The sequence below is a fragment of the Pantoea sp. S18 genome (assembly GCF_045689705.1).
Classification (GTDB): Bacteria; Pseudomonadota; Gammaproteobacteria; order Enterobacterales; family Enterobacteriaceae; genus Pantoea; species Pantoea symbiotica.
Genome location: NZ_CP142688.1, coordinates 1,998,791 through 2,022,601 on the forward strand (window position 1 = coordinate 1,998,791; position 23,811 = coordinate 2,022,601).

Here is a 23,811-nt window from a genome sequence, read left to right on the forward strand (position 1 = left end):
TAGGTTATAGTGTTTCTTATTTAGCCGTCGTCTTTTCAGGAGCACTATGACCATCGCCTGTTTGCATACCGCCGCCAGTAATATCGCTATTTTCGATGACGCTGCGCGCTCATTGGCCCTCCATAATCCCCTTAGCCATATCGTCATGCCACATTTACTGGCGGAAGCGGAGCTGACCGGTGGCATGACCGCGCCGCAGCAGCGAAAACTGGAACAATTGTTACACAGCCTGACGCCGTGGTTCGACGCGATTCTGATTACCTGCTCGACGCTGGGCCCGGTTGCCGATGGTTTTCACGCTGAAGGACATGATTGCCCGGTGTACCGCACCGATCGCATGCTGGCCGATGCGGTGCACCGTTTGCCGGGAAAATCGCTGGTGCTGTGTGCGGCAGAATCCACCCTGGCGGCGACGCGCGCGCTGTTTTGCCCAGCGACGCTGCCGGTTGAACAGCATCCTGACGTGCAGCTGATTTCTGGCGCCTGGGCGGCGTTTAAAGCGGGCCAGCAGGATGTGTATTTGCAGATGATTGCGCAAGCGGTGGCCGACGGGAAACAGCAGGGCGCGGATCACGTGGCGCTGGCCCAGGTTTCAATGGCGGCTGCGACCAGTTTGTTTAGACCGGATAATCAGCCGTTAACCAGCCCGCAGCTGGCGTTGAAGGTGGTAGGTGTTTTTTCGTAGGGTGCGCATTTATGCGCACCTGGAAGGAGGTCGCCATGAATGACGACCCTACGACGCGCATGCAAGGCCGCGCATCGGGTTATCGTTCATCATCATGTAAATAATAATCATTTGCATTAATGCTTATTACTCATTATCTTTAGCAACACTTTGTAACCTATCGCGATTTAACCACTATAAATCCTCAATCAAAGAGGACGCTTTTCTGCTGCCGCTTTTCAGGATCGCTCTTTTCATTTTCCTGACATACGCCCACATCTGCGATTTGGTAGACTTAAAACTGAGAATGAACGTTCACTACAGGATTATTCATGAAGAATTTTCAGCGCACGGCCATCGCCGGGCTGGTGTTATTGCTCGCCGCCTGTGACCAGAACAGCGCCCCGCCAGCGGGCGAGATGACTACCGAAGTCGGCGTTAAAACGCTGCAAACCGAGCCGGTGACGCTCGATAGCCAGCTCACTGGACGTGTAGTGGGCAGCATGGTGTCGGAAGTGCGTCCGCAGGTGGACGGCATCATCCAGAAACGCCTGTTTACCGAAGGCGATGAAGTTAAAGCCGGCCAGGTGCTGTATCAAATCGATGCGGCTAGCTATCAGGCCAGTTACGATCAGGCCGTTGCACAATTGAAAAATGCGCAGGCGTTAGTCAAAAGCAGCCAGTTAAAATCCGCGCGTTACAGCGCGCTGGTGAAAGAGAACGGCGTGTCGCGCCAGGATGCCGACGATGCGCTGGCAACCTATCAACAGAACGTAGCGTCGGTTGATCAATATCGTGCCGCCGTCGAAAGCGCCCGCATCAACCTCAACTACACGCAAATCAAAGCGCCGATTTCAGGCCGCATCGGCATCTCGTCGGTAACGCCGGGCGCGCTGGTGACGTCCGCACAAACCACCGCGCTGGCGACCATTCGCGCGCTTGAACCGATCTATGTCGATCTCACGCAATCCAGCGTGCAACTGCTGAAACTGAAGCGTCAGCAGGCTTCCTTACAGCAGAGCGGCGATGTGGTGCCGGTGACGGTCAAACTGGAAGATGGCAGCAATTATGATCATCCCGGCAAGCTGGAACTGACCGAAGTAGCAGTTGATGAAGCCACCGGAACCGTCACGCTGCGCGCGATCTTCCCCAATCCGCAGCATGAGTTGTTGCCTGGCATGTATGTGCGTGCCAGCGTCACCAACGGGGTTAAAAACGATGCGATTCTGGCCCCGCAGCAGGGCATCACGCGTGATGCCAAAGGCAACGCCACGGCGCTGGTGGTGGATAAAGAGAACAAAGTGCAGAGCCGGGAAGTGGTGACCGATCGGGTTATCGGCAATACCTGGCTGGTGACCAGCGGTTTGAACAGCGGCGACAAGCTGATTGTTGAAGGCACCGCCAAAGTGCAGGCCGGGATGACGGTGAAAGCGGTTGAAGTGACGCCGAACAGCGCCAGCAGCGGAGGCCAGTAATTATGTTGGCTCAGTTCTTTATCCGCCGCCCGGTATTCGCCTGGGTGATCGCCATCTGCATCATGATGTTCGGCGTGCTCAGCATCAAAAGTCTGCCGATTGCGCAGTATCCCGACGTCGCGCCGCCGCAGATCAGTATCCAGGCCACTTACACCGGTGCGTCGGCGGAAACGCTGGAAAGCAGCGTCACGCAGGTGATTGAGCAGCAGCTCACCGGTATCGACGGCTTGCTCTATTTCGATTCCACCAGCACCGCTTCAACCGGCCAGGTGAAAATCAACGTCACCTTCCAGCAGGGCACCGATCCGGACATTGCGCAGGTGCAGGTGCAGAACAAAGTGCAGCAGGCCGAAAGCCGCTTGCCGACGTCCGTCACCACGCAAGGCGTGACGGTGGAGAAGGCGCAGAGCGACTTCCTGCTGATTCTGGCGCTGTACGATAAAGTCAACAAAAGCACCTCGGCCGATGTAGCGGACTACATGGTCAGCAACATGGAAGATTCGCTGGCGCGCGTGCCGGGCGTCGGCAGCGTTGAGGTGTTTGGTGCCGAATACGCCATGCGCATCTGGCTCGATCCCGCCAAACTCGCCTCCTATTCGCTGATGCCGTCCGATGTGACAAGCGCGCTGGAGAGCCAGAATACCCAGGTTTCATCCGGTCAGTTAGGCGCGCAACCGGCCAGCAAAGAGCAGCAGCTGGTGGCGACCGTCCGCTCGCGTTCGCGTCTGCAAACGCCGGAACAGTTCCGCAATATCGTGCTGAAAAGCCAAAGCGACGGCTCGGTGGTGCATCTTAGCGATGTGGCACGCGTAGAAATGGGAGATGAAGATTACAGCGCCAACGTGCTGGCCAACGGTCATCCGGCTTCGGGGATTGCGGTGCAGCTGGCGTCCGGCGCCAATGCGCTGTCAACCGCCGAACAGGTGAAAGCCACCATCGACGAATTCCGCAGCAGCATGCCGGCGGGCTATGAAGTGGCGTATCCGCTCGACAGCACCGACTTCGTGAAAATCTCGATCGAAGAGGTGGTGAAAACCCTGATCGAGGCGGTGATTTTGGTGGTGATCGTGATGTTTGTGTTCCTGCAGAACATCCGCACCACGCTGATTCCGGCGATTGCCGTGCCAGTGGTGTTGCTCGGAACCTTTGGCGTGCTGTCGCTGTTCGGATACTCGATCAACACCTTAACCATGTTCGGCATGGTGCTCGCCATCGGGCTGTTAGTGGATGATGCGATTGTGGTGGTGGAGAACGTTGAGCGCGTGATGCGCGAAGAGGGTTTACCACCGCGTCAGGCCACCGAAAAATCGATGAAAGAGATCACCGGCGCGTTGATTGGTATCGCGCTGGTGCTGTCGGCGGTGTTCCTGCCGATGACCTTCTTCAGCGGCTCAACCGGCGTTATCTATCGTCAGTTCTCCATTACCATTGTCTCTTCGATGGTGCTGTCGGTGATTGTGGCGCTCACGCTGACGCCAGCGCTGTGCGCCACGCTGCTCAAACCGCATAACGAAGAAGGCGGCAAAAAGGGCTTTTTCGGCTGGTTTAATCGCAGCTACGAGCGCGTGCAGGCGCGTTATCACAATGGCGTGGGTCACGTGCTGAACAGTTCGGTGCGCTATCTGCTGCTTTACGCGGTGCTGCTGATCGGTTGCGCGGTGATGTACATGCGGTTGCCGACCGGCTTCCTGCCGACCGAAGATCAGGGCTACATCATGGTGCAATATCAGCTGGCACCGGGCGCAACGGAAAACCGTACCAGCGAGGTTCGTCGTCAGGTGCAGGAATACTTCGCCACCAAAGAAAAAGACAACGTCAACGTCAGCATGCTGGTTAACGGCTTCAGCTTTGCCGGCAGCGGCCAGAACGCCGGGATTGGCTTTATCTCGCTGAAGAACTGGAGCGAGCGAAAAGGTACAGAAAACAGTGCCGATGCAATTGCCGCACGTGCCATGGCGAGCCTGGCCAGCATTCGTGATGCGCAGATCTTCGTGCTGTCGCCGCCGTCGGTGTCCGGTTTAGGGCAGTCAGACGGATTCACCTTTGAGCTGCAGGCGCGTGGCACCACCGGGCGCGACCAGTTACTGAAGATGCGCAACCAGCTGATTGCTGAAGCCAATCAGGATCCGCTGCTCAGCGCGGTGCGTGCCAACACCTTGCCGGATTTACCGCAGCTGCAGGTCAATATCGATGATGAAAAAGCGCAGTCGTTGGGGCTCACCATCAGCGACATCAACGACACGCTCAGTGCGGCGATTGGCGGCAGCTACATTAACGACTTCACCGATCGTGGCCGCGTGAAGAAGGTCTATATGCAGGGCGATCAGCAATTCCGCAGCAAGCCGGAAGATATCGATCACTGGTACGTGCGCGGCAGCGATAGTAACAGCAATACCACCATGGTGCCGTTTGCGTCGTTTGCCTCGTCCGAATGGGCGTACGGCCCGGATGTGCTGTCACGCTATAACGGCCTGGCGTCCTACGAAATCGAAGGTTCGGCGGCGGCAGGCAAGAGTTCCGGGGACGCGATCGGCGCGATGGAAAAACTGGCGGCGAAGCTACCGGCGGGCACCACCTTTGCGTGGAGCGGTTTGTCTTATCAGGAAAAACTCTCCGGCAACCAGGCGATGTCGCTGTATGGCATCTCGCTGATTGTGGTGTTCCTGTGTCTGGCGGCGTTGTATGAAAGCTGGTCGGTACCCTTCTCGGTGATGATGGTGGTGCCGCTCGGCGTGATCGGTTCGTTGCTGGCGATCAGCCTGCGCGGACTGGAAAACGACGTCTATTTCCAGGTGGCGCTGTTAACCATCATTGGCTTGTCGGCGAAGAACGCGATTCTGATTGTTGAGTTCGCCGAAGACAATTACCGCAAAGGGGAAAACCTGGTGAAGGCGGCGACACACGCGGCATCGATGCGCCTGCGTCCTATCATCATGACCTCGCTGGCGTTTACCGCTGGCGTATTGCCACTGGCGATTTCCACCGGCGCGGGCGCCAACAGCCGCATTGCGATTGGTACCGGCATTATTGGCGGCACGCTGACCGCTACCTTGCTGGCGATCTTCTTTGTTCCGCTGTTCTTTGTTCTGGTGCGTCGCGTCTTCCCGGCGATTCCGCATGACGATAATCATCAATCTGTGGCGAAGGCGGGGGAATAACATGTCGGCAAAACTCTTAATGGTGTTAATTCCCGCGCTGCTGTCGGGTTGTGTCTCACTCGATCCGCACTATGAACGCCCGCAAGGCGCGGTCAGCAACCAGATGCCGAGCGGTGATGCCTATCGTTCACTGCAAGGCACGCAGGCCAGCAACTACCGCGACCTGAGCTGGCAGGATTATGTGCTCGACGCCAAACTGCGTCAGGTGGTGGCGATGGCGCTGGATAGCAGCCGCGACTTGCGTGAAGCGGTGGCCAGCGTGAAGTCTGCGCATGCGCAATATGGCGAAGAGCGCGCCAATCTGTTCCCGACCATCAGCGCAGGCGTGAGCGGCACGCGTTCACGCGCTTTAACCGGCGAAGGCAATCAAACCGCCATCAGCAACAGCTATTCGGCGGAAGGCAGCGTGAGTTCGTTTGAACTCGATCTGTTTGGCAAAAACCAGAGCCTGACGCGCGAACAGTATGAAACCTATCTCGGCACGCTGCAGGGCGCGCGCAGTACGCGTCTGACGGTGTTGTACAACACGGTGGATTACTGGCTGCAACTCGCCGCCGATCGCAGCAATCTGGCGATTGCCAAAGAGACCGCCGAGAGCGCGCGTCAATCGTGGCAGGTGACGCGTAAGCAGATGGAAAATGGCATCGCTTCGATGGTGGATGTCTCGTCTGCGGAAACCACTTATCAATCTGCGCAGGCCGATGTCGCCAGCTACACCACGCTGGTGGCGCAGGATAAAAATGCGCTGGATTTAGTGGTGGGCCGCAGCGTGCCGGATAACCTGCTGCCTGACAGCATTGAGTCGATTGGTAACGCACTGCGTGAGGTGCCGGCGGGCGTCTCATCGGATGCGCTGCTGAATCGCCCTGATGTATTGCAAGCCGAGCACAATCTTAAATCTGCCAACGCCAGTATTGGTGCGGCGCGTGCCAACTTCTTCCCGAGCATTACGCTGACCGGTAGCGGCGGCGTCGGCAGTGCCGATCTGTCGACGCTGTTTAAAAATGGGGCGGGCATTTGGTCGTTTGCGCCAGGCATTTCGCTGCCGATTTTCCAGGGCGGCTACAACGTCTCTTACCTGAAATACACCAAAGCACAGAAAGAGTATTACGTGGCGGCGTATGAGAAAGCGGTGCAAACTGCCTTCCAGGAAGTGGCGGATGCGCTGGCGCGTCGCGGCACCATCAACGATCAGCTCAGCAGTCAGCAGAGTAATGTGGCGGCGTCGCAAACCTATTACCATCTGGCGGATCTGCGCTATCGCAACGGCGTTGATACCTATCTCAATGCCTTGACTGCGCAGCGCACGCTGTACAGCGCCCGCACCAGTCTGGTGAGTACGCAGCAAGCTTATTACCTGAATTTGATCACCTTCTATAAAGTGATGGGCGGAGGTACGGCGTTGAAAGAGTCTGAAATAATGAGCACGCAATAATTGCGTAATGCTCGTCAGTTAATCGTCTTTCGGTCGCCATAAATGGCGACCCTACAAAGGATTGGCGCGTGTTTCGTAGGGTGCGCATTTATGCGCACCAACCGCAAATATTGGAAACATTGTCATGGTTTCTCACCGGATACGCATCGCGTATGATAACGCAATTAAAACGATAAATTCTTTTTCGGAGCCAATGTGAGCCACTCTGAACATGACGAATTCTTTTTGCAGCGTCAGCAGCAGATTATTAATGCAGCAAAAGTTTGTTTCAGTCGCTCCGGATTTCATGGCGCCAGCATGGCGGATATTAGCCGTGAATCCGCTTTAGGGGCAGGGCAAATATATCGTTACTTCAGCAGTAAAGAGCTTATTGTTACGGAAACAATCAAAAGCATCGCGCACAACTGGCGCCTGTTTTTAGTACAACATTTACCTGCGCAACAATCGACTCAGGATATTATCAACGCCGACTCGCCATTCTGGCAGCATTGGCCGAGTCAGGACCGAAAATTATTACTGGAAATGTATTCTGAGGCGTCGCGTAATGAATCGGTGCGCACCATTCTGGCCCAGCAAGAGCAATTATTACTCGCCGAATTAGATGTGAGTTTTGCCGCACAAACACCTGAAACCAACGCAACGCGACGTGCCAACCGCATTCAATTTTTATTGCTGCTGGTGGATGGCGTCGCCTGTCGCGCCTTTGGCGATAGCGACCTTAATCAACATGAAATGCAGCGCGTGAACGGCATTCTCAGCCAGCATCTGTTCGGTTGAAATCAGGCAGCACTGTGCGGGTAGACGTCATTCACCACCGCATTGAAAAACGGCATAAAGCCCGGCGCGAGATCGCGCTGCTTCATGCAGCGGCGAATAATGATGCCGTCAATAATCAGCGACATTACATATAAGCGGGTGTGAATGGCATTGGCGTCCTGCTCGGGATGCAGCGCCTGCTCCTGAGCGATAAAGTTATTTTTAAGCTCATGCCATGCATCGAACATAATTTGCTGAATACGATTATTACGCGTGGCTTCAGACGACACTTCCATCAGCAGAATAATACTGTTTTCCACGGCCGCCGGCACAATATCTTCCGCTTCGTGATACTGTCCTTTCATATGCGCGATACGTTCGAAATCGGCATTCAATAGCGCGATCATCCGCTGCACCACACTGGTGACTAATGCCTCAATGATCGCCTCTTTGTTTTTATAATATTTATAAATTAAACCGATGCTGACGTCGGCCTGAGTGGCAATATTCTGAATCGATGTCTGGTGAAAACCTTTTTGCCGCATGCACTGCTCGGCGGCGGCAAGAATCTGTTCGCTTCGGTTCATGATTATTACACTCACAGAATAAAGCGGCTATTTTACGCAATTAAACCTGCGCTGGCGATGAATAAAAACATTAACCTGCTCTTATTATTTCGGCACTTAATCGTTGTTCAGTTTTTTTGATTTAAGCGAGCAGTTTTGCCTGCTGTTCATGATTTTCCAGATCTCTATGATGGTGGACAGAGAAAAATCATTGAGGAATAACACCATGAACATCCTGCGTGCCCAACGCGATCAGCTGTTTGAATATGGTCCGTTTAACATTCGCCGTCAGCGTCCAGGTGAAGCGTTTGGACCGCTGGAGATTATCGATCAAATGACGCTGCAGCTGGATGCCACCATTCCGCTGCATTCGCATCAGGACAGTGAGATTTTCAGCTACGTTTGGCGCGGTTCGCTGCTGCACAGCACCGAGCAGGGAGAAACGCATTCCCTCAACGCCAAACGCGCGCTGCTGCTGAGTGCCGGTAGCGGGATGCGCTTTGCCGAGTCTGCGCCTTTTATTGAAACCGAAATGCTGCAGGCCACTATCCGCCCAGCAAAAACCGGCGGTGAACCGCAGGTCAATACCTTTACCCGTGTGGACGGTGCGGCAGCAAATGCATGGACGTTACTGGCAGGGCCGCACGGCAGCGAGGCGCCGCTGCCACTGAATCAGGGGGTATATATTTATGACCTGAAACTGGAACGCGGCCAACAGGTGGATGTGCCACAGCGTGCAGGCTTTTCCAGCTGGATTACCGTGCTGGACGGCATTGTGCGGATGGATAATGAACGGTTGCACAAGGGCGATTCCGTGAGCGATACCGCGCCATTACCCGCGCTGACGGGAGAACGTGATGCAACGCTAATCGCCTTTCTGGTGCAGTAATACATGTTGGGTCGCCATTCATGGCGACCTCTGCCTATTTGATGCGCACCTAACCCTTTCTCCTCATAACATCGTGTTATCATCTTCAGATAAAACACAGGAGGAGGCTAATCCCATGAAAAAGAAAGAGTTCGTTACCCAGGATTTGCTGAGCAAGATCTATCAGGAAGATACCTCCGCACCCCGCAAATTACCGCCTGAACGCCAGCTGGCCGAAGAGTATGGCGTATCGCGTTTCACCATCCGGCAAGCGCTGGAGAAGCTGGTCAGTATCGGGGCGGTACGTATCGTGCAGGGATCGGGCATCTGGATTAACGAGACGGTGCGTAATAACCCGCTGGTGTATAATTCGATTACCGAAAAGCGCTTTGACCAAATGCATTACCGTTCAATCGGCCTGCGTAAAAGACGCCCGGACAGTGACGAGCAACAGATATTCGCCATTAACGACGATGCCTTTATTTGGGAGTTTTCCCGCCTGCGCTATGTGGATAATGTGGCCGTGCAGATTGAGATATCGCGCATGCCAGCAACCTTATTTAGCGATCTCAACGGTGACATTATTGAGCGATCGATACAGCAATATGTGTTGTCCAAAGGCTATCAAATCTCACATTTACTCACCAGCTATCGCGCGATTAGCGTTAATCGCGAACAGGCGACGTTATTGGGTTGTAAAAAAGGCAGTCCGGCAATGCACATTATTAATCGTGGTATTTTGCAAGGCGGGCAGGTGTATGAAATCAGCGACATCATTGATATTAACTACACCTGCACCTATCTGATTCCGCATAACCCGGATAATCTGCGTTTCCGCCAGCAAAAGCGCTAAATTATGGCGTGTGAATGGTGCCGTCAGGCAAGCGACTCTGCGTCCATTCATGCGGACGATAAACCACCGGATGTTTTTCCGCTAACGCTTGATCAAAGCTGACGCCAATACCTGATGCTTGTGGCGGATAAATATAGCCATTTTTAATCTCCGGCGCGCCAGGGAAAACGGCATCCGTCAGCGTTGAGCGCGGAATAAATTCCTGAATTGCAGCATTGTGCAGATGAATATTCAGATGCGTATTTACTGCCACGCCAATCGGCGTCATATCGCCCGGTCCGTGCCATGCCAGTCGCACGCCAAATGCCTGACACAGCGCGGCCAGTTTTAACGCTGGCGTAATGCCACCAATCTGCGAGACGTGACAACGAATAAAGTCGATGCGACGATTCACAATTAACTCGTGCCACTCTGCTGGATTATTAAATAATTCACCTAAGGCTAATGGCACCGCGCTTTGTTGACGCAGCTGCTCCAACCAGCCGGTTTGCGCGGGAGGAAGCACATCCTCAAGGAAATAGGGCATATACGGCTCAAGCTGTTTCACCAGTTGAATCGCCTGCTGCGGGAATAGGCGCTCATGCACGTCATGCAGAATTTCAAAGCGATGACCATATTTCTCTCTTAACGCACGGAACATCTCAACCGTATTTGCCATGTACTCTTGCTGCGAGTAATAAGCGCCGGATGTGCTATTTTCCGGTGCGTTGAGTTCTTTGGGCGTTCCACCGTAAAAACCCAGCTGACAGCGGATATGGCGATAGCCTTTCTCTAAGGCGTTATCGACTGAAGTATAAAGTTCTTCCAGTGTTTCACCGCTGGCATGGGTGTAAGCCGCAATTGCATCGCGCGCTTTACCGCCCCAAAGCTGATAAAGAGGCATATCGGCTAACTGCGCCTTGATATCCCACAACGCCATATCCACGCCCGAAATGGCATTGTTGGTTACCGGCCCGTTACGCCAATAGGCATTAACGTTCATCATCTGCCACAGGTCTTCAATATTGTTGGCATCGCGTCCCATTAATAGCGGCACCAGATACTCATACACCATGGTTTTTACCGCTAAAGGACGCTGTTGAAAGGTGGCGCAGCCGTGACCGGTAATTCCTTTATTGGTGGTGACACGTACGGTAATAAGATTATGACGATCGGGGCGGGTAATAAAACACTCAATACTTTCAATAATGGTTGGGGTCACGAGAAATACTCCTGTGGTGCAGTGACTGCACGCAATATCAAGGCATGTTGCTAAGCTATTTTTGCCGTATCATTACCGGGTTTTTATTGAGACGCAAACCTTTTTTTGGCAATAAATATTGGTTAGAAAATAAGAGTATTTATCGCCATAAAACGGACCAATTTGTCATTTTAGAGATTAATGGGCCTGACATAGCGGCTTTTGTGATCGCAGTCATGATTTATTGGTTTGTTTTGTCTGGTGTCATTTATTACCATCCAGTGCAGATTTCATCAGGCTGTTTTTCTTCCCTCAGGAGCATGTATGGGAACGCAGGAAGTAATAAAAAATATAATCCACTTAGTGGGTGGGAAGAATAATATCAATAAAGTCTGGCATTGCATGACGCGTCTGCGCTTTGACCTTATTGATGACAATAAAGTTAACCAGAGCGAAATTAAAACCTTGCCCGGTGTGCTGGGCGCGCAAATGCAGAGCGAACAATTCCAGATTATTATCGGGCCCAAGGTCAATAGCTGGTATGAGCAAATCGTTCCGGTATTAAATAACGATGGCGTGCAGCCCGCGCAAAACGAGAAAACACGTAAAAGCCTGATATCGCTGTTTATGGATACCGTATCGGGCGTATTTGGGCCGATTGTTCCCGCCATTGCTGGTGCAGGGATGATCAAAGGCTTGCTGGCCGGATTGGTGGCGTTAAAGTTAGTCTCGGCCAAAAGCGACACGGTGATGGTGATTGATTTAATCGCCAGCGGCGTGTTCTATTTCCTGCCGTTCTTTTTAGCAGTCTCCGCCGCCAAAATATTTAAAACCAACGAGTATTTAGCCGCTGCTGTGGCGGCTTGTTTAATGTATCCCTCTTTAATCGATGCGGCAAAAGCGCTGGCAGCGCATCAGGAGGGCGCAGTGAGCGCGTTTTGGCTGATGGGCGTGCTGCCAGTTTCGGTATTTAATTATGCTTCCAGCGTTATCCCGGTCATTTTCTCTATTCTGGCGCTCAGCTATATCCACCGCTGGGTGGATCGCATTATGCCGGAAGTATTGAAAACCGTATTTACCCCAACCTTGACGCTGTTCCTCGCGGCATTGACCGCGCTAGTGGTGATTGGCCCGATGGGGATTTGGCTTGGCAAAGGTCTGGCGCTGTTTATTGAGGGCTTATTCAGTATCTCAGCGAGCTTTGCTGGCTTAATTGTCGGCGCCATTCGCCCGGTTGCGGTGCTAACCGGCATGCATCACGCGATGACACCCATCGCGCTACAGAACTTCAGCGATCGCGGTTATGACATGTTGATGCCGATGATGTTTATGGCAAATATGTCGATTGCCGGAGCGACGTTCGCTATCTGGAAATTAAGTAAAAATCGTCAGGACAAAGTGGTCACGCTTTCAGCCGCAATTTCAGCGTTGTTAGGCATCACGGAACCGGCGCTGTTTGGCGTATTAACGCGCTACAAAAAAGCCTTTATCGCGGCAACGGTTTCCAGTGCACTGGCTTCAGCCTTTATCGGTTTCTTTGGCGTGCGTTTATATGGCTACATTCTTTCCAGTATATTCAGTCTGCCAGCCTATATTGGCCCGTACTTTATCTGGGCCGTTTCCGGCGTCGCCATTGCGCTTATCATGTCATTTAGTCTGACGTTGATATTAGTGGGCAAGGAACCGGATTTAGTTATTCAGGCAGAGAATAAGTAATAAATTGCCTATGCAACCAGGTGCGCATGAATGCGCACCCTACGAAAACCCCGCCAAACAAATGTAGGGTCGCCATTCATGGCGACCAATATTACCTAGCTCACACTCGCCACCAGCCAGCTTTCCAGCTGGCTCAATTCATTAAACTGCTCTGGATATTCTGTTTTCAACTGCGTTAATTGCGCCAACATGGTTTCAGGTCGATAGACCGCGCCTTGCAGACGTAACGCCAGCGCCTCTAATGGTGAAGGGTTCAGGCTATCGGTGAAAATCTGGCAGCGAGAAATCACGCCGCGCTCCACATCTAAATGGATCTCTACGCCGCCCCAGACAAAGCGCTCATTGAGCTGATGCGAGAAATCCGGTGCGTTACCAAAATTCCATTCCCAGCTGCTTAGCCGCGCAAACTGCTGTTCAAAACCGGGCAAATCAGGCAGTGCGGCGGGGGAAATATGCTCCGGTTCGCACTCTTCCTGGTAGTAAGCGAAATACGCGGCAATCACCTCGCGGCAGATTGCGTCAAAGCTGATGCCCGGCACCAAATCGGCAATGTTGGCTACGCGTGAACGCACCGAGGTAATGCCTTTCGCCTGTAATTTTTTAATGTCTGGATTGAGGTAGTCGGCGAGACGTGAAAGGTCGGCATCCATCAAAAATGTGCCGTGATGAAAACCGCGATCCGGCGTTTCACGATAGGCAGATCCGGAAATCTTGCGCACCTCGCCATCCACATTCACCACGATATCGTTGCGACCCGAGGCTTCAGCTGGGATGCCGAGCTGTTCCAGCGCGCGCAGGATAATCGCCGTTGACACCGACTTATCGTATTCCGGTTTGCCAGCCATAAAGGTGAAGCAGCAGTTACCCAAATCGTGAAACACCGCGCCGCCACCGCTGCTGCGTCGTGCCAGCTTGATACCGTCTTCCGCCATCCGCCGCGTATTGCACTCTTTCCACGGATTCTGTGCGCGGCCGATCACCACCGTTTCGGCGTTCTGCCAGAGAAACAGCACGCGCTGCGTTGTCGGCATCTGGCGGAAAATACACTCTTCTACCGCGAGGTTGAACCAGGGATCGTGTGAGTCAGAAATGAGTAAACGTAGGGTGGACATGATTTTTCGGTTCCGTGAGAAATAATAAGCGGAAACAGATTACGCGTAATGAGGCGGAGAGGTAAGGACTATGGGAATTTTAAGGAAATACACCGACTATCTGTATGAATATTTAATGGTGAAATCCTTGTAATACAATGGCCTATTTTTATTTCCACATCACTCTTTTGAACAAAAGTACACATTTTAAGCACTGTAATCTTGCTTCCTCAATATTGGGAGGATGCGTATGGATACGGTTGAGCAGCTCAATGAAACATACTTTTATGATGGCTCATCAAACTTAAGTGCTGGTGAGTTGTTTTTTTGGGTCATGATTGATGAAACCCTGGACCATTTCGGGATTACGGATATTGCGGCCGTAACGGCGATCTATTTAGGTTCTAACAACATAACTGTTGCTGGAAAACTCGCTGGAGCTACGCCGGGAACATCAGTTGCCTCAATTTACTCCAGAAGGCTTTTTAGAGGTAGGATGATGCCTATGAAATTGCCCACATGGATAGGCTATCCGCCTAACGCTAAAAGAATAATGACGCAGAAATTAGGGACATTTGTTGGCAGAACTATCCCTCTTGCAGGTTGGGTAATACTCGCAGTTGACGTAACAACTATCACATTCAAAGCTGTTAACAAATACAACACGATAGCCCATCCTTCAGATCGACTTTGGTAGGGTATATGAGCGAAGCTAACACTATCGAAAATCAAGTAATGGATTGGTATCGGGAAAATTACAACCGTCCGATATTCCCTTTCTTTAAACGTCAGGCACTCACCCCTGAAACAAGTTTGTCGACAGGAAAATATCCGTGGGCAGATGAAGACGCCATTGAAATACTTGAAGAGTATTTTACGCGTTTCAATGTGGAAAAAAGAGATTTTTCCTTTATTAAATATTGGCCTAACGAAGAGGTATTTATGCCACTTAATTTTTTTCGTTCTAAAGCGAATAAATGGAAGTGGATCGAACCTCAACCGTTGACCTTAAACATGCTTGTAGAATCAGCCAAGGCTGGATACTGGCTATATGACTAAAAAGGAGTTTTGCTATGGCTATTCCCTCTCATTTATGGCTCAAAGATGACGGTGGAGCACTAATTAAAGGTTCTTCAGATGTTCATGAACGTGAAGGTAGTATAGAAGTCATTGGTTTTGGGCATGGGCTGCACATCCCGACAGATAACAGTACCGGGAAAATTACAGGAACCCGTATTCATGCTCCATTGGTAATTGAAAAAGAGTTTGATAGCTCTACACCTTATTTATATAAAGCCGTTGCTACCGGTCACTCACTTAAATCGGCTGAAATAAAATGGTATCGAATTAGTGATGCCGGTCAGGAAGTTGAATATTTCAACATGCTGCTTGAAGGAGTGAAAATCGTTGCGGTAACGCCGATTATGTACAATACGAAAACTGTTGAAAAATGTAATCATATGGAACGTATTGAGTTGAGATATGAGCGCATTACATGGAAGTATGTTGACGGTAATATTCAATTTACTGATGCGTGGAACGAAAGGCCGTCTGCTTAAGAGAAGGGGCTCCAGCCCCTTTTGCTGCTCTAAGCAAGATTCGATGGGTGGCTACATCAAACAAAAATTTTTTTACTTATAACCACTAGACGACTGGTCTATTAGCTGTTACTTTGAATTCAAGCGCTAGACGACTGGTCTAGTTTAGATGTTTAAATCCAGCAAGCAGGAGATTGATGATGAAGATTCTTATGGTTTTAACCTCACACGACCAATTGGGTAACACCGGACGTAAAACCGGTTTCTGGCTGGAAGAGCTGGCCGCGCCTTACTACGCATTCAAAGATGCTGGCGCAGAAATCACGCTGGCGTCGCCGAAAGGGGGCAACCCGCCGTTAGATCCTAAAAGCAATGAGCCCGATTTCCAGACCGAGCAAACGCATCGTTTTGAAGCGGATGCCGCAGCAACCGCGCAACTCGCCTCTACTGTACGTCTCGACAGCGTATCGCCAGCCGATTTCGACGCGGTGTTTTACCCAGGCGGCCACGGCCCACTGTGGGATTTAGCAGAAGATCAGCACTCCATCGCGCTGATCGAAGGCTTCCTGGCCGCGAATAAGCACGTTGCGCTGGTGTGTCATGCGCCGGGTGTGCTGCGTCACGTCAAAACGCCGGAAGGAAAACCGCTGGTCGAAGGCCGTAAAGTCACCGGTTTTACCAACAGCGAAGAGGAAGCGGTCGGCCTGACTCAGGTGGTGCCATTCCTGGTGGAAGACGAGCTGATTGCGAAGGGCGGTCTGTATTCCAAAGGCGCGGACTGGAGTTCATATGTAGTCAGCGATGGTTTGCTGATTACCGGACAAAACCCAACGTCTTCAGCAGAGACGGCGCAACAGTTGATCAAGCAACTGGCGCAATAAACGCATCGGGAGGTGAGCCGTTGTTCGCCTCCTTTGTTTTGCATCGTGAAAATTGTGGAGAGAAAAATCATGTTTAAAAAATCATTAACCACGTTAGCGTTAGGCGCAGTGCTGTCGGTGTATGCGCAGGCGTCACTGGCTGAGCCGGTGAAAAACATTGTGCTGGTTCACGGTGCGTTTGTGGATGGCTCAGGCTGGAATCCGGTGGCGCGCATTCTCGATAAAGCCGGTTATAAAGTGTCGATTGTGCAGGAGCCGCAAACTTCTCTGGCTGATGATGCGGCAGCCACCCGACGCGTTCTGGCATTGCAGCAGGGTAAATCGCTGCTGGTCGGACACAGTTACGGCGGCATGATTATCAGCGATGCGGGTAACGATCCGTCGGTTGCTGGCCTGGTGTACATTGCCGCGTTCCAGCCGGAGCAAGGTGAATCGCTGCTGAGTCTGGCAAAAAAATATCCGCCCGCTGCGCAATCCATCGCCGAAACACCCGATCATTATCTCTATTTGAAACCGGAAAAATTCCACGCTGACTTCGCCGCCGATTTGCCCGTTAAAGAGACCGATTTGCTGGCGCGTTCTCAGGTGATGCCTGCTGTCGCGGCCTTTGCTGCACCGGCCGGTGCGCCAGCCTGGAAAACCAAACCCAGCTGGGCGGTGGTGGCAACTGAAGACCGCGCGATCAATCCGCAGCTGGAACGCTTTATGGCGCAACGTGCGCATAGCAGCGTGACGGAGTTGAAAGGGAATCATGCGATTTATGCTTCACAGCCGAAAGAAATTGCGGCCGTGATCGAGAAAGCGGCACGCAGCTTATCGCAGTAGTAAACGCATGTTCAGTGCATAGACGACTGGTCTAGTATTTGGTAATCTGCCGCTATGACTACTTCATCCCAATTGCATAGCAATGAAATCCGCGATCACATCCTTGCCACTGGCCAACGCATTATGGCCGGCAAGGGTTTTTCGGCTGTCGGATTAAATGAAATCCTCACCGATGCCGGTGTGCCAAAAGGCTCGTTCTATCACTACTTCAGCTCGAAAGAGGCTTTTGGGGTGGATATGCTGGCGCGCTACTTCGATGATTATCTGGCTGAGCTTGATGCGACGTTGAGCCAGCCGGGCCTGACGATGGCGCAGCGGCTGATGAATTACTGGCAGTTGTGGCGTGAATCGCAATCGTTCTCCGATTGTCAGGGCAAGTGTCTGGCGGTGAAGCTGGGCGCGGAAGTTGCCGATCTGTCGGACAGCATGCGCGGCACGTTACAGACGGGCACGGCTGGCATTATCGCGCGACTGGCGGAAGCGTTAGAAGCGGGTGTTGAGGAAGGTTCATTAGTTATCGATGACAAACCGAGCCTTGTGGCGGAAAGCCTTTATCAGCTGTGGGTGGGCGCCAGCGTGATGGTGAAAATCGTGCGCAATACCGGCCCGTTTGATTCCGCCATGAGCATGACGCAAAAAATCATTCGTATTACCGCGCAGTAAAAAGGGCGACTCAACTGAGTCACCCTTGATTTTGTCGGATCGCCATTGATGGCGACCAGGTGCGCATGAATGCGCACCCTACGAAAACCTCGCCAAAAAACCGTAGGGTCGCCATTAATGGCGACCACCTATCACAAAACCGATTTCGCCGTGTTAACCACGTTCTCAACGGTGAAACCAAACTCTTTGAACAGCTGATCCGCAGGCGCTGACTCACCGAAGGTGGTCATGCCGACGATCGCACCGTTCAGGCCGGTGTATTTGAACCAGTAATCCGCGATACCCGCTTCAATCGCCACGCGCGCGGCAACCGCTTTCGGCAGCACGGATTCACGGTACGCCGCGTCCTGCTTGTCGAAGGCGTCGGTAGATGGCATAGACACCACGCGCACCTTGCGGCCTTCCGCCGTCAGCTGCTCATAAGCGCTCACCGCCAGCTCCACTTCTGAACCGGTGGCGATCAGGATCAGCTCAGGCGTACCTTCGCTGTCCTTCAGCACGTAACCGCCGCGCGCCACGTTCGCCAGCTGCTCAGCGCTGCGATCCTGCTGCGCCAGGTTCTGACGCGAGAAGATCAGCGCCGACGGGCCGTCAACACGTTCGATAGCGTACTTCCACGCCACCGCTGACTCAACCTGGTCGCACGGGCGCCACAGGCTCATGTTCGGCGTCACGCGCAGGCTGGCCATCTGCTCAACCGGCTGATGCGTCGGGCCATCTTCGCCCAGACCAATCGAGTCGTGGGTGTAGACCATGATCTGACGGATTTTCATCAGCGCGGCCATACGTGCGGCGTTGCGCGCGTACTCGACGAACATCAGGAAGGTGGCGGTGTACGGCAGGAAACCGCCGTGCAGCGCGAGGCCGTTGGCGATGGCGGTCATACCGAACTCGCGCACGCCGTAATGAATGTAGTTGCCCGCCGCGTCTTCATTGATCGGCTTAGAACCGGACCACATGGTGAGGTTGCTCGGTGCCAGGTCAGCAGAGCCGCCCAGATATTCCGGCAGGATTTTACCGAAGGCTTCGATGGCGTTCTGCGAGGCTTTACGGCTGGCAATTTTCACCGGATTGGCCTGCAGCTGCTCGATAAACTTCTGCGACTCAGTTGCCCAGTTAGCTGGCAGCTCGTTGTTGACGCGACGTTTGAACTCCGCAGCCAGCTCAGGATGTGCAGCGGCGTAGGCCGCAAACTTCTGGTCCCACGCGGACTCTTTCGCCTGGCCGGCTTCTTTGGCATCCCACTGTGCGTAGATATCTGAAGGGATTTCAAACGGACCGTGGTTCCAGCCCAGCTGCTTACGGGTCAGCGCGATTTCATCGGCACCCAGCGGCGCGCCGTGCGAATCGTGCGTACCGGCTTTGTTCGGCGAACCGAAGCCAATCACGGTTTTGCACATCAGCAGCGAAGGCTTGTCGGAAACCGCTTTGGCTTCTTCAACCGCTTTCTTAATTGCGTCTGCGTCGTGACCGTCCACGCCGCGCACCACGTGCCAGCCGTAGGCTTCAAAACGCTTGGCGGTGTCATCCGTAAACCAGCCGTCAACGTGACCGTCGATAGAGATGCCGTTGTCATCATAGAAGGCAACCAGTTTGCCCAGCTTCAGGGTACCGGCGATGGAGCAGACTTCGTGTGAGATGCCTTCCATCATGCAGCCGTCGCCCATAAACACGTAGGTGTTATGGTCTACGATGTCATGACCCGGGCGGTTGAACTGCGCTGCCAGCGTGCGCTCGGCAATAGCAAAACCGACTGCGTTCGCGATGCCCTGACCCAGCGGGCCGGTGGTGGTTTCAACGCCCGGCGTGTAGCCGTATTCCGGATGCCCCGGCGTTTTGGAGTGCAGCTGGCGGAAATTTTTTAATTCGCTGAGCGGCAAATCGTAACCGCTCAGGTGCAACAGGCTGTAAATCAGCATTGAGCCGTGACCGTTCGACAGCACAAAGCGGTCGCGGTTAGCCCAGTTGGGATTGCGTGGATTGTGCTGCAAAAAGTCGAGCCACAAGACTTCAGCAATATCCGCCATGCCCATCGGGGCACCCGGATGTCCCGAATTGGCTTGTTGTACGCCATCCATACTCAAAGCGCGGATGGCGTTGGCTCTTTCCCGGCGTGTAGACATAAGGTTCTCCAGAGGTGCGACGTCGGCGCTTATTTAGCGTGAGATACTTGTTCGTAGTAACCGATCTTCTCAACTTTGGCGGTTGAGCCGCCACCTTCAAACTCCGATGCCAGCCAGGCATTCACGATGTTCTTCGCCAGCTCAGGCCCGATGACGCGCGCGCCCATGGTCATGATCTGTGCATTGTTGCTCTTGCGAGCACGCTCGGCAGAGAAGGTGTCGTGACACTGCGCTGCACGCACGCCTTCCACCTTGTTAGCGACAATCGCCACACCGATACCGGTGCCGCACAGCAGAATGCCGCGCTCAAATTCGTTCTTCTGGATGGCGGTGGCGAGCGCAAATGCCACATCCGGGTACATCGGACGGTCGTTTTGCGCGTCATTGGTGTAATCCGTCACCACATACTCTTTCTCTTCCAGCAGCTTTTTAATCACATTTTTCAATTCGATAGCCGCATCATCGGCGCCAATTGCGATAGTTTTCATCGTCGTTCTCCAGCGGGGTGTGCAATGACGCCTGCACGTTTGTTCAGCAGGCGAGAAGATGTTCATGGTTAGCCTGCCACAAATGCAATCATATGTTCAATGGTTGTTCATATGAATTACCTTCAGGATCGCGCCTGAATTCCTCAGGAAACCCTGCTAAACCGCCTGTTCCGCGCCGCATGGGCGCAGTAATCCGATAAATTGACCAAAATCAAATCTCATGAAGCCGCTCACACTTTCGCGCGTTGCAGTTGAGAGATGCACAAATATCCGTGTAGTGTTCATATGTTCGCATGATTATACCAATGTACAAGAAGACCCATCGAGGACTCGAACATGTGTCATTTACACCGTACCTCTCAGTACTCCTGCAGCCAGCGCCCCTTTGGCGTTTGGTCAACACCACATAAAGAAATGATCACTCACGCACGTCGTGGAGGTGCGTTATGAACCAACAAACAATGACGGCGGTGGAACAATCCACCATCAGAAAAATCTCCTGGCGCTTAGTGCCGTTCGTGGCGCTGATGTTCTTTATCAACTTCCTCGATCGCACCGCGATTTCGTTTGCCGGCCCCAACGGCATGACGCAAGACCTTGGCCTCACCGCGCTGCAGTTTGGCCTGGCGTCGGGCATTTTCTTTATTGGTTACATCCTGCTGGAAGTACCAAGCAACCTCGCGCTGCATAAGTTCGGCGCGCGTCGCTGGCTGGCGCGCATCATGATCAGCTGGGGCATTGTCTCGCTGCTGTTCACCTGGGTGAGCAGTGTGGAAGGCTTGTATACGCTGCGTCTGCTGCTGGGTATCGCCGAAGCCGGCTTCTTCCCTGGCGCGATTCTCTATCTCAGCATGTGGGTGCCGGGACGTCATCGCAGCAAAATTCTGTCGCTGTTCTATCTTGCGCAGCCGCTGACGGTGGTGTTCGGTGCACCTTTAGCCGCGTCACTGATTCAGCAGCACGGCCTGTTTGGTATGGAAGGCTGGCGTGTGATGTTTATGGGTGTCTCAATTCCCGCGATTCTGATTGGTATCGTCGCACTGTTCTGGTTGGTGGATTCGCCGCGTCAGGCCAAGTGGCTGACCGCCGAAGAGAAAACCTGGCTGAACACCGAACTGGAAGCCGAGAATCAACAGAAGCAGGGCCATCAAAAACACAGCCTGCGTTCGGTGATGGGTAATGGCCGCGTGTGGATGTTGTGCCTGATTTACTTCGGCTTTATTTATGGCCTGTATGCGCTGGCGTTCTTCCTGCCGTCCATCATCGCGGGCTTCCAGCAGCAGTTTGGCACCACCTTTAACGTGATGCAGAAAGGGCTGATTACCGGCGTGCCGTACCTGATCGCGGCGGTGGTGATGTTCTTCTGGTCGAAAGATGCCACACGTCGCGGCTGCAAAACCTGGCACATCGCCATTCCGGCGCTGGCAGGCGGCATCAGCGTGCCGCTGGCGCTGTATATGGATTCGCCGTTCACCACCATCATGGTGATTGCGATTACTGCCAGCTCCATCTTCGCCGCGCTGCCGAACTTCTGGACCTTACCGACGCAATTCCTGACCGGCGCATCTGCCGCCGCAGCCATTGCCTTGATCAACACCTTAGGAAACGTAGCGGGCTTCTCTGCGGGCTACATCACCGGCGCACTGCATGACGCCACCAACAGCTACGCCTTGCCGATGTTTGTGGTAGGTGGATTCATGCTGCTGTCCGCGTTCCTCATGCTGTTACTTAATCGCCGTCGCTCGCCGTCTCAGCCGACCTCTTTAGCTCAGGAGCATTAATATGACGTACCTGTTTAACCAACCTTCAGCCTTTGCCGCTGAGCTTATCGAAGGCTTTGTTGCCGCCAACGCCGATAAAGTCCGTCAGGTCGCCGGAGGCGTGGTGCGCAGCACCCGCAGCCAGCCCAATACGGTGGCGGTGATTGTGGGCGGCGGGTCCGGTCACTATCCGGCGTTCGCCGGGTTGGTTGGACAAGGTCTGGCACACGGCGCGGCGATGGGCAACTTATTTGCATCGCCGTCGGCGCAGCAGATCTACAACGTGGCGCGTGCGGCCCATAACGGCGCGGGCGTATTGCTGATGTTCGGTAACTACGCTGGCGATGTGCTGCACTTCGGCCAGGCCTGCGAGCGTCTGCGCGCGGAAGGAATTGCTTGTGAAGTGCTGGCGGTGACCGACGATATCTCCAGCGCGGGTAAAGATGAGCTGGAGAAGCGTCGCGGTGTGGCAGGCGATCTCTGCGTGTTCAAAGCCGCCTGCGCCGCGGCTGAAGCGGGTCACGATTTATCACAAGTCCTGCAGCTGGCACAGCACGCGAATAACCGTACGCGTACATTTGGCGTGGCGTTTTCCGGTTGCAGCTTGCCAGGTGCTTCGCATCCGCTGTTTGAAGTGGAAAAAGGGCGCATGGCGCTGGGCTTAGGAATTCACGGCGAGCCGGGGATTAAAGAGACAGATATGCCGAGCGCGGATGAGCTGGCCGAAATCTTCGTGGAGCGCTTGCTCAATGAACTGCCAGCCGATATCCCGCAGGCCGAAGGTCAGCGCGTGGCGGTGATCCTCAATGGGCTGGGCTCGGTGAAATATGAAGAGCTGTTTGTCGTCTATCGCCGCGTCGCGCAACTGCTGGAGGCGGCTAAGCTGCAGGTGGTTGAGCCGGACGTCGGTGAGTTTGTCACCAGCTTCAATATGGCCGGTGCGTCACTGACGCTGATGTGGCTGGACGATCAGCTGGAAACTTTGTGGCGTGCGCCGACCAATACGCCCGCTTACCGTAAAGGCAGCGTATTGGTGGCCGAGCCGTTAAGCGCCTCAGAGTTGGTTGAAAGCACGGAAGAAGCCTTGCCATCAGCTACAGCCGAATCGCAAGAGAGCGCGAAACGCGTGCTGCAGCTGCTCGAAGCAGTGGCAGAAATGTTACAGCGTAACGCTGAGCGTCTTGGCGATATCGATGCGGTGGCCGGCGACGGCGATCACGGTATCGGCATGGAGCGCGGCGTGCTGGGCGCGGTTGAGAAGGCGCGTGAAGTTGCGGCGCGTGGTGCCGGTGCGGGCAGCTTGCTGTGCCGCGCGGCGGATGCCTGGGCCGATAAAGCCGGTGGCACGTCGGGCGCATTGTGGGGCGTGGCGCTTACCGCGTTGGGTACCGCGCTTGGCGATCGTCAGACGCCAGATGCGCAGCGCGTGGCCACCGGCGTACGTGAAGCGAAAGAAGGCATCATGCACTTTGGTAAAGCGCGCGTCGGCGATAAAACCATGGTTGATGTACTGGTGCCGTTTAGCGACAGCCTGAACGAAGCGGTTACCGCTGGCGAGTCGTTAACCGACGCCTGGCTGAAGGCGGCGCAGGTGGCCGATAAAGCCGCGCAGGACACTGCGCAGCTGGTACCAAAAATGGGGCGCGCGCGTCCGCTGGCAGAAAAAAGTGTTGGCACGCCGGATGCCGGAGCGATTTCGCTGGCATTGATCGTCAATACCGTCGGCGATCTGCTAAAAGAACACAGTGCCTCTGAACAAGGAGCTTGAAGC

General features: G+C 53.8%; 22 protein-coding genes. 17 read left to right on the plus strand and 5 right to left on the minus strand.

Annotation, left to right across the window (positions count from 1 at the left end; genetic code table 11):
• Nucleotides 1-46 precede the first annotated feature (46 nt).
• The 5 genes from VIJ98_RS09290 to VIJ98_RS09310 all read left to right on the plus strand — a co-directional run bounded on the left by VIJ98_RS09290 (nt 47) and on the right by VIJ98_RS09310 (nt 7,509).
• Nucleotides 47-685, plus strand: a complete 639-nt coding sequence (locus tag VIJ98_RS09290) for a glutamate racemase (RefSeq protein WP_323273575.1) — start codon at nt 47-49, stop codon at nt 683-685.
• 311 nt (nt 686-996) lie between these two features.
• Nucleotides 997-2,139, plus strand: coding sequence for an efflux RND transporter periplasmic adaptor subunit (locus tag VIJ98_RS09295; protein WP_323273576.1), 1,143 nt, complete (start codon nt 997-999; stop codon nt 2,137-2,139).
• A gap of 2 nt (nt 2,140-2,141) precedes the next feature.
• The gene (locus tag VIJ98_RS09300; RefSeq protein ID WP_323273579.1) at nt 2,142-5,297 is read left to right on the plus strand and encodes an efflux RND transporter permease subunit; all 3,156 of its coding nucleotides are present in this window, start codon (nt 2,142-2,144) and stop codon (nt 5,295-5,297) included.
• A 1-nt stretch (nt 5,298) separates the two neighbouring features.
• Complete coding sequence (locus tag VIJ98_RS09305; RefSeq protein ID WP_323273581.1) at nt 5,299-6,732, plus strand: efflux transporter outer membrane subunit; 1,434 nt, start codon at nt 5,299-5,301, stop codon at nt 6,730-6,732.
• A 225-nt stretch (nt 6,733-6,957) separates the two neighbouring features.
• Entirely contained in the window at nt 6,958-7,509 is a 552-nt protein-coding gene (locus VIJ98_RS09310) for a TetR/AcrR family transcriptional regulator (RefSeq protein ID WP_323273583.1), read from the plus strand.
• A 2-nt stretch (nt 7,510-7,511) separates the two neighbouring features.
• Here the strand turns inward: VIJ98_RS09310 and VIJ98_RS09315 are convergent, their stop codons facing one another.
• The gene (locus VIJ98_RS09315) at nt 7,512-8,075 is read right to left on the minus strand and encodes a TetR/AcrR family transcriptional regulator (RefSeq protein ID WP_323273585.1); all 564 of its coding nucleotides are present in this window, start codon (nt 8,073-8,075) and stop codon (nt 7,512-7,514) included.
• 205 nt (nt 8,076-8,280) lie between these two features.
• Here VIJ98_RS09315 and VIJ98_RS09320 point away from each other — a divergent pair, with 205 nt between their 5' ends.
• Nucleotides 8,281-8,943 (plus strand): pirin family protein, encoded by a 663-nt coding sequence (locus tag VIJ98_RS09320; RefSeq protein WP_323273587.1) that lies wholly within the window; start codon nt 8,281-8,283, stop codon nt 8,941-8,943.
• Nucleotides 8,944-9,058: 115 nt separating this feature from the next.
• Nucleotides 9,059-9,775 (plus strand): GntR family transcriptional regulator, encoded by a 717-nt coding sequence (locus VIJ98_RS09325; protein ID WP_323273589.1) that lies wholly within the window; start codon nt 9,059-9,061, stop codon nt 9,773-9,775.
• A 1-nt stretch (nt 9,776) separates the two neighbouring features.
• Here the strand turns inward: VIJ98_RS09325 and VIJ98_RS09330 are convergent, their stop codons facing one another.
• Entirely contained in the window at nt 9,777-10,976 is a 1,200-nt protein-coding gene (locus VIJ98_RS09330) for an enolase C-terminal domain-like protein (RefSeq protein ID WP_323273591.1), read from the minus strand.
• 44 nt (nt 10,977-11,020) lie between these two features.
• Here VIJ98_RS09330 and VIJ98_RS09335 point away from each other — a divergent pair, with 44 nt between their 5' ends.
• Nucleotides 11,021-11,335: a hypothetical protein gene (locus VIJ98_RS09335; RefSeq protein WP_323275881.1), complete on the plus strand. Its 315-nt coding sequence runs from the start codon at nt 11,021-11,023 to the stop codon at nt 11,333-11,335.
• Nucleotides 11,280-12,671 (plus strand): PTS transporter subunit EIIC, encoded by a 1,392-nt coding sequence (locus VIJ98_RS09340; RefSeq protein WP_323273592.1) that lies wholly within the window; start codon nt 11,280-11,282, stop codon nt 12,669-12,671. Before VIJ98_RS09335 ends, VIJ98_RS09340 begins: the two co-directional genes overlap by 56 nt.
• A gap of 95 nt (nt 12,672-12,766) precedes the next feature.
• Here the strand turns inward: VIJ98_RS09340 and VIJ98_RS09345 are convergent, their stop codons facing one another.
• Nucleotides 12,767-13,783 (minus strand): lipoate--protein ligase A, encoded by a 1,017-nt coding sequence (locus tag VIJ98_RS09345; protein WP_323273594.1) that lies wholly within the window; start codon nt 13,781-13,783, stop codon nt 12,767-12,769.
• Nucleotides 13,784-14,012: 229 nt separating this feature from the next.
• On the opposite strand from VIJ98_RS09345, the gene VIJ98_RS09350 reads away from it, so the two are divergent.
• The 6 genes from VIJ98_RS09350 (at nt 14,013) to VIJ98_RS09375 (ending at nt 17,669) form a co-directional block, all read left to right on the plus strand.
• A complete protein-coding gene (locus tag VIJ98_RS09350; protein ID WP_154193327.1) occupies nt 14,013-14,459 on the plus strand; it encodes an STM2901 family protein in 447 nt (148 codons plus the stop codon).
• Between the two features lie 5 nt (nt 14,460-14,464).
• On the plus strand, nt 14,465-14,821 hold the full coding sequence (locus tag VIJ98_RS09355) for a DUF1493 family protein (RefSeq protein ID WP_323273598.1): 357 nt from the start codon (nt 14,465-14,467) through the stop codon (nt 14,819-14,821).
• A gap of 14 nt (nt 14,822-14,835) precedes the next feature.
• The gene (locus VIJ98_RS09360) at nt 14,836-15,321 is read left to right on the plus strand and encodes an Hcp family type VI secretion system effector (RefSeq protein WP_323273600.1); all 486 of its coding nucleotides are present in this window, start codon (nt 14,836-14,838) and stop codon (nt 15,319-15,321) included.
• 179 nt (nt 15,322-15,500) lie between these two features.
• The gene (locus VIJ98_RS09365) at nt 15,501-16,181 is read left to right on the plus strand and encodes a type 1 glutamine amidotransferase domain-containing protein (RefSeq protein WP_061720072.1); all 681 of its coding nucleotides are present in this window, start codon (nt 15,501-15,503) and stop codon (nt 16,179-16,181) included.
• A gap of 69 nt (nt 16,182-16,250) precedes the next feature.
• Nucleotides 16,251-17,006 (plus strand): alpha/beta hydrolase, encoded by a 756-nt coding sequence (locus VIJ98_RS09370; protein WP_323273602.1) that lies wholly within the window; start codon nt 16,251-16,253, stop codon nt 17,004-17,006.
• Nucleotides 17,007-17,060: 54 nt separating this feature from the next.
• Nucleotides 17,061-17,669, plus strand: a complete 609-nt coding sequence (locus VIJ98_RS09375; protein ID WP_154193333.1) for a TetR/AcrR family transcriptional regulator — start codon at nt 17,061-17,063, stop codon at nt 17,667-17,669.
• Between the two features lie 131 nt (nt 17,670-17,800).
• Here the strand turns inward: VIJ98_RS09375 and tkt are convergent, their stop codons facing one another.
• Both tkt and VIJ98_RS09385 read right to left on the minus strand, forming a co-directional pair.
• Complete coding sequence (gene tkt / locus VIJ98_RS09380; protein WP_323273605.1) at nt 17,801-19,792, minus strand: transketolase; 1,992 nt, start codon at nt 19,790-19,792, stop codon at nt 17,801-17,803.
• 29 nt (nt 19,793-19,821) lie between these two features.
• Nucleotides 19,822-20,280 carry an RpiB/LacA/LacB family sugar-phosphate isomerase gene (locus VIJ98_RS09385; RefSeq protein ID WP_008104031.1) on the minus strand — a complete coding sequence of 153 codons (459 nt, stop codon included), beginning with the start codon at nt 20,278-20,280 and terminating at the stop codon, nt 19,822-19,824.
• Between the two features lie 446 nt (nt 20,281-20,726).
• Here VIJ98_RS09385 and VIJ98_RS09390 point away from each other — a divergent pair, with 446 nt between their 5' ends.
• The gene (locus VIJ98_RS09390) at nt 20,727-22,061 is read left to right on the plus strand and encodes an MFS transporter (protein WP_323273607.1); all 1,335 of its coding nucleotides are present in this window, start codon (nt 20,727-20,729) and stop codon (nt 22,059-22,061) included.
• A gap of 1 nt (nt 22,062) precedes the next feature.
• The gene (locus VIJ98_RS09395; protein ID WP_323273609.1) at nt 22,063-23,808 is read left to right on the plus strand and encodes a dihydroxyacetone kinase family protein; all 1,746 of its coding nucleotides are present in this window, start codon (nt 22,063-22,065) and stop codon (nt 23,806-23,808) included.
• Nucleotides 23,809-23,811 lie beyond the last annotated feature (3 nt).

What these genes read in the sequence shown, in the direction of transcription:
- VIJ98_RS09290 (WP_323273575.1), top strand. Translation starts at nt 47, where the DNA reads ATGACCATCGCCTGTTTGCATACCGCCGCCAGTAATATCGCTATTTTC.
- VIJ98_RS09295 (WP_323273576.1), top strand. Translation starts at nt 997, where the DNA reads ATGAAGAATTTTCAGCGCACGGCCATCGCCGGGCTGGTGTTATTGCTC.
- VIJ98_RS09300 (WP_323273579.1), top strand. Translation starts at nt 2,142, where the DNA reads ATGTTGGCTCAGTTCTTTATCCGCCGCCCGGTATTCGCCTGGGTGATC.
- VIJ98_RS09305 (WP_323273581.1), top strand. Translation starts at nt 5,299, where the DNA reads ATGTCGGCAAAACTCTTAATGGTGTTAATTCCCGCGCTGCTGTCGGGT.
- VIJ98_RS09315 (WP_323273585.1), bottom strand. Translation starts at nt 8,075, where the DNA reads ATGAACCGAAGCGAACAGATTCTTGCCGCCGCCGAGCAGTGCATGCGG.
- VIJ98_RS09320 (WP_323273587.1), top strand. Translation starts at nt 8,281, where the DNA reads ATGAACATCCTGCGTGCCCAACGCGATCAGCTGTTTGAATATGGTCCG.
- VIJ98_RS09325 (WP_323273589.1), top strand. Translation starts at nt 9,059, where the DNA reads ATGAAAAAGAAAGAGTTCGTTACCCAGGATTTGCTGAGCAAGATCTAT.
- VIJ98_RS09335 (WP_323275881.1), top strand. Translation starts at nt 11,021, where the DNA reads ATGTTGCTAAGCTATTTTTGCCGTATCATTACCGGGTTTTTATTGAGA.
- VIJ98_RS09340 (WP_323273592.1), top strand. Translation starts at nt 11,280, where the DNA reads ATGGGAACGCAGGAAGTAATAAAAAATATAATCCACTTAGTGGGTGGG.
- VIJ98_RS09345 (WP_323273594.1), bottom strand. Translation starts at nt 13,783, where the DNA reads ATGTCCACCCTACGTTTACTCATTTCTGACTCACACGATCCCTGGTTC.
- VIJ98_RS09350 (WP_154193327.1), top strand. Translation starts at nt 14,013, where the DNA reads ATGGATACGGTTGAGCAGCTCAATGAAACATACTTTTATGATGGCTCA.
- VIJ98_RS09355 (WP_323273598.1), top strand. Translation starts at nt 14,465, where the DNA reads ATGAGCGAAGCTAACACTATCGAAAATCAAGTAATGGATTGGTATCGG.
- VIJ98_RS09360 (WP_323273600.1), top strand. Translation starts at nt 14,836, where the DNA reads ATGGCTATTCCCTCTCATTTATGGCTCAAAGATGACGGTGGAGCACTA.
- VIJ98_RS09365 (WP_061720072.1), top strand. Translation starts at nt 15,501, where the DNA reads ATGAAGATTCTTATGGTTTTAACCTCACACGACCAATTGGGTAACACC.
- VIJ98_RS09370 (WP_323273602.1), top strand. Translation starts at nt 16,251, where the DNA reads ATGTTTAAAAAATCATTAACCACGTTAGCGTTAGGCGCAGTGCTGTCG.
- VIJ98_RS09375 (WP_154193333.1), top strand. Translation starts at nt 17,061, where the DNA reads ATGACTACTTCATCCCAATTGCATAGCAATGAAATCCGCGATCACATC.
- tkt (WP_323273605.1), bottom strand. Translation starts at nt 19,792, where the DNA reads ATGTCTACACGCCGGGAAAGAGCCAACGCCATCCGCGCTTTGAGTATG.
- VIJ98_RS09385 (WP_008104031.1), bottom strand. Translation starts at nt 20,280, where the DNA reads ATGAAAACTATCGCAATTGGCGCCGATGATGCGGCTATCGAATTGAAA.
- VIJ98_RS09390 (WP_323273607.1), top strand. Translation starts at nt 20,727, where the DNA reads ATGAACCAACAAACAATGACGGCGGTGGAACAATCCACCATCAGAAAA.
- VIJ98_RS09395 (WP_323273609.1), top strand. Translation starts at nt 22,063, where the DNA reads ATGACGTACCTGTTTAACCAACCTTCAGCCTTTGCCGCTGAGCTTATC.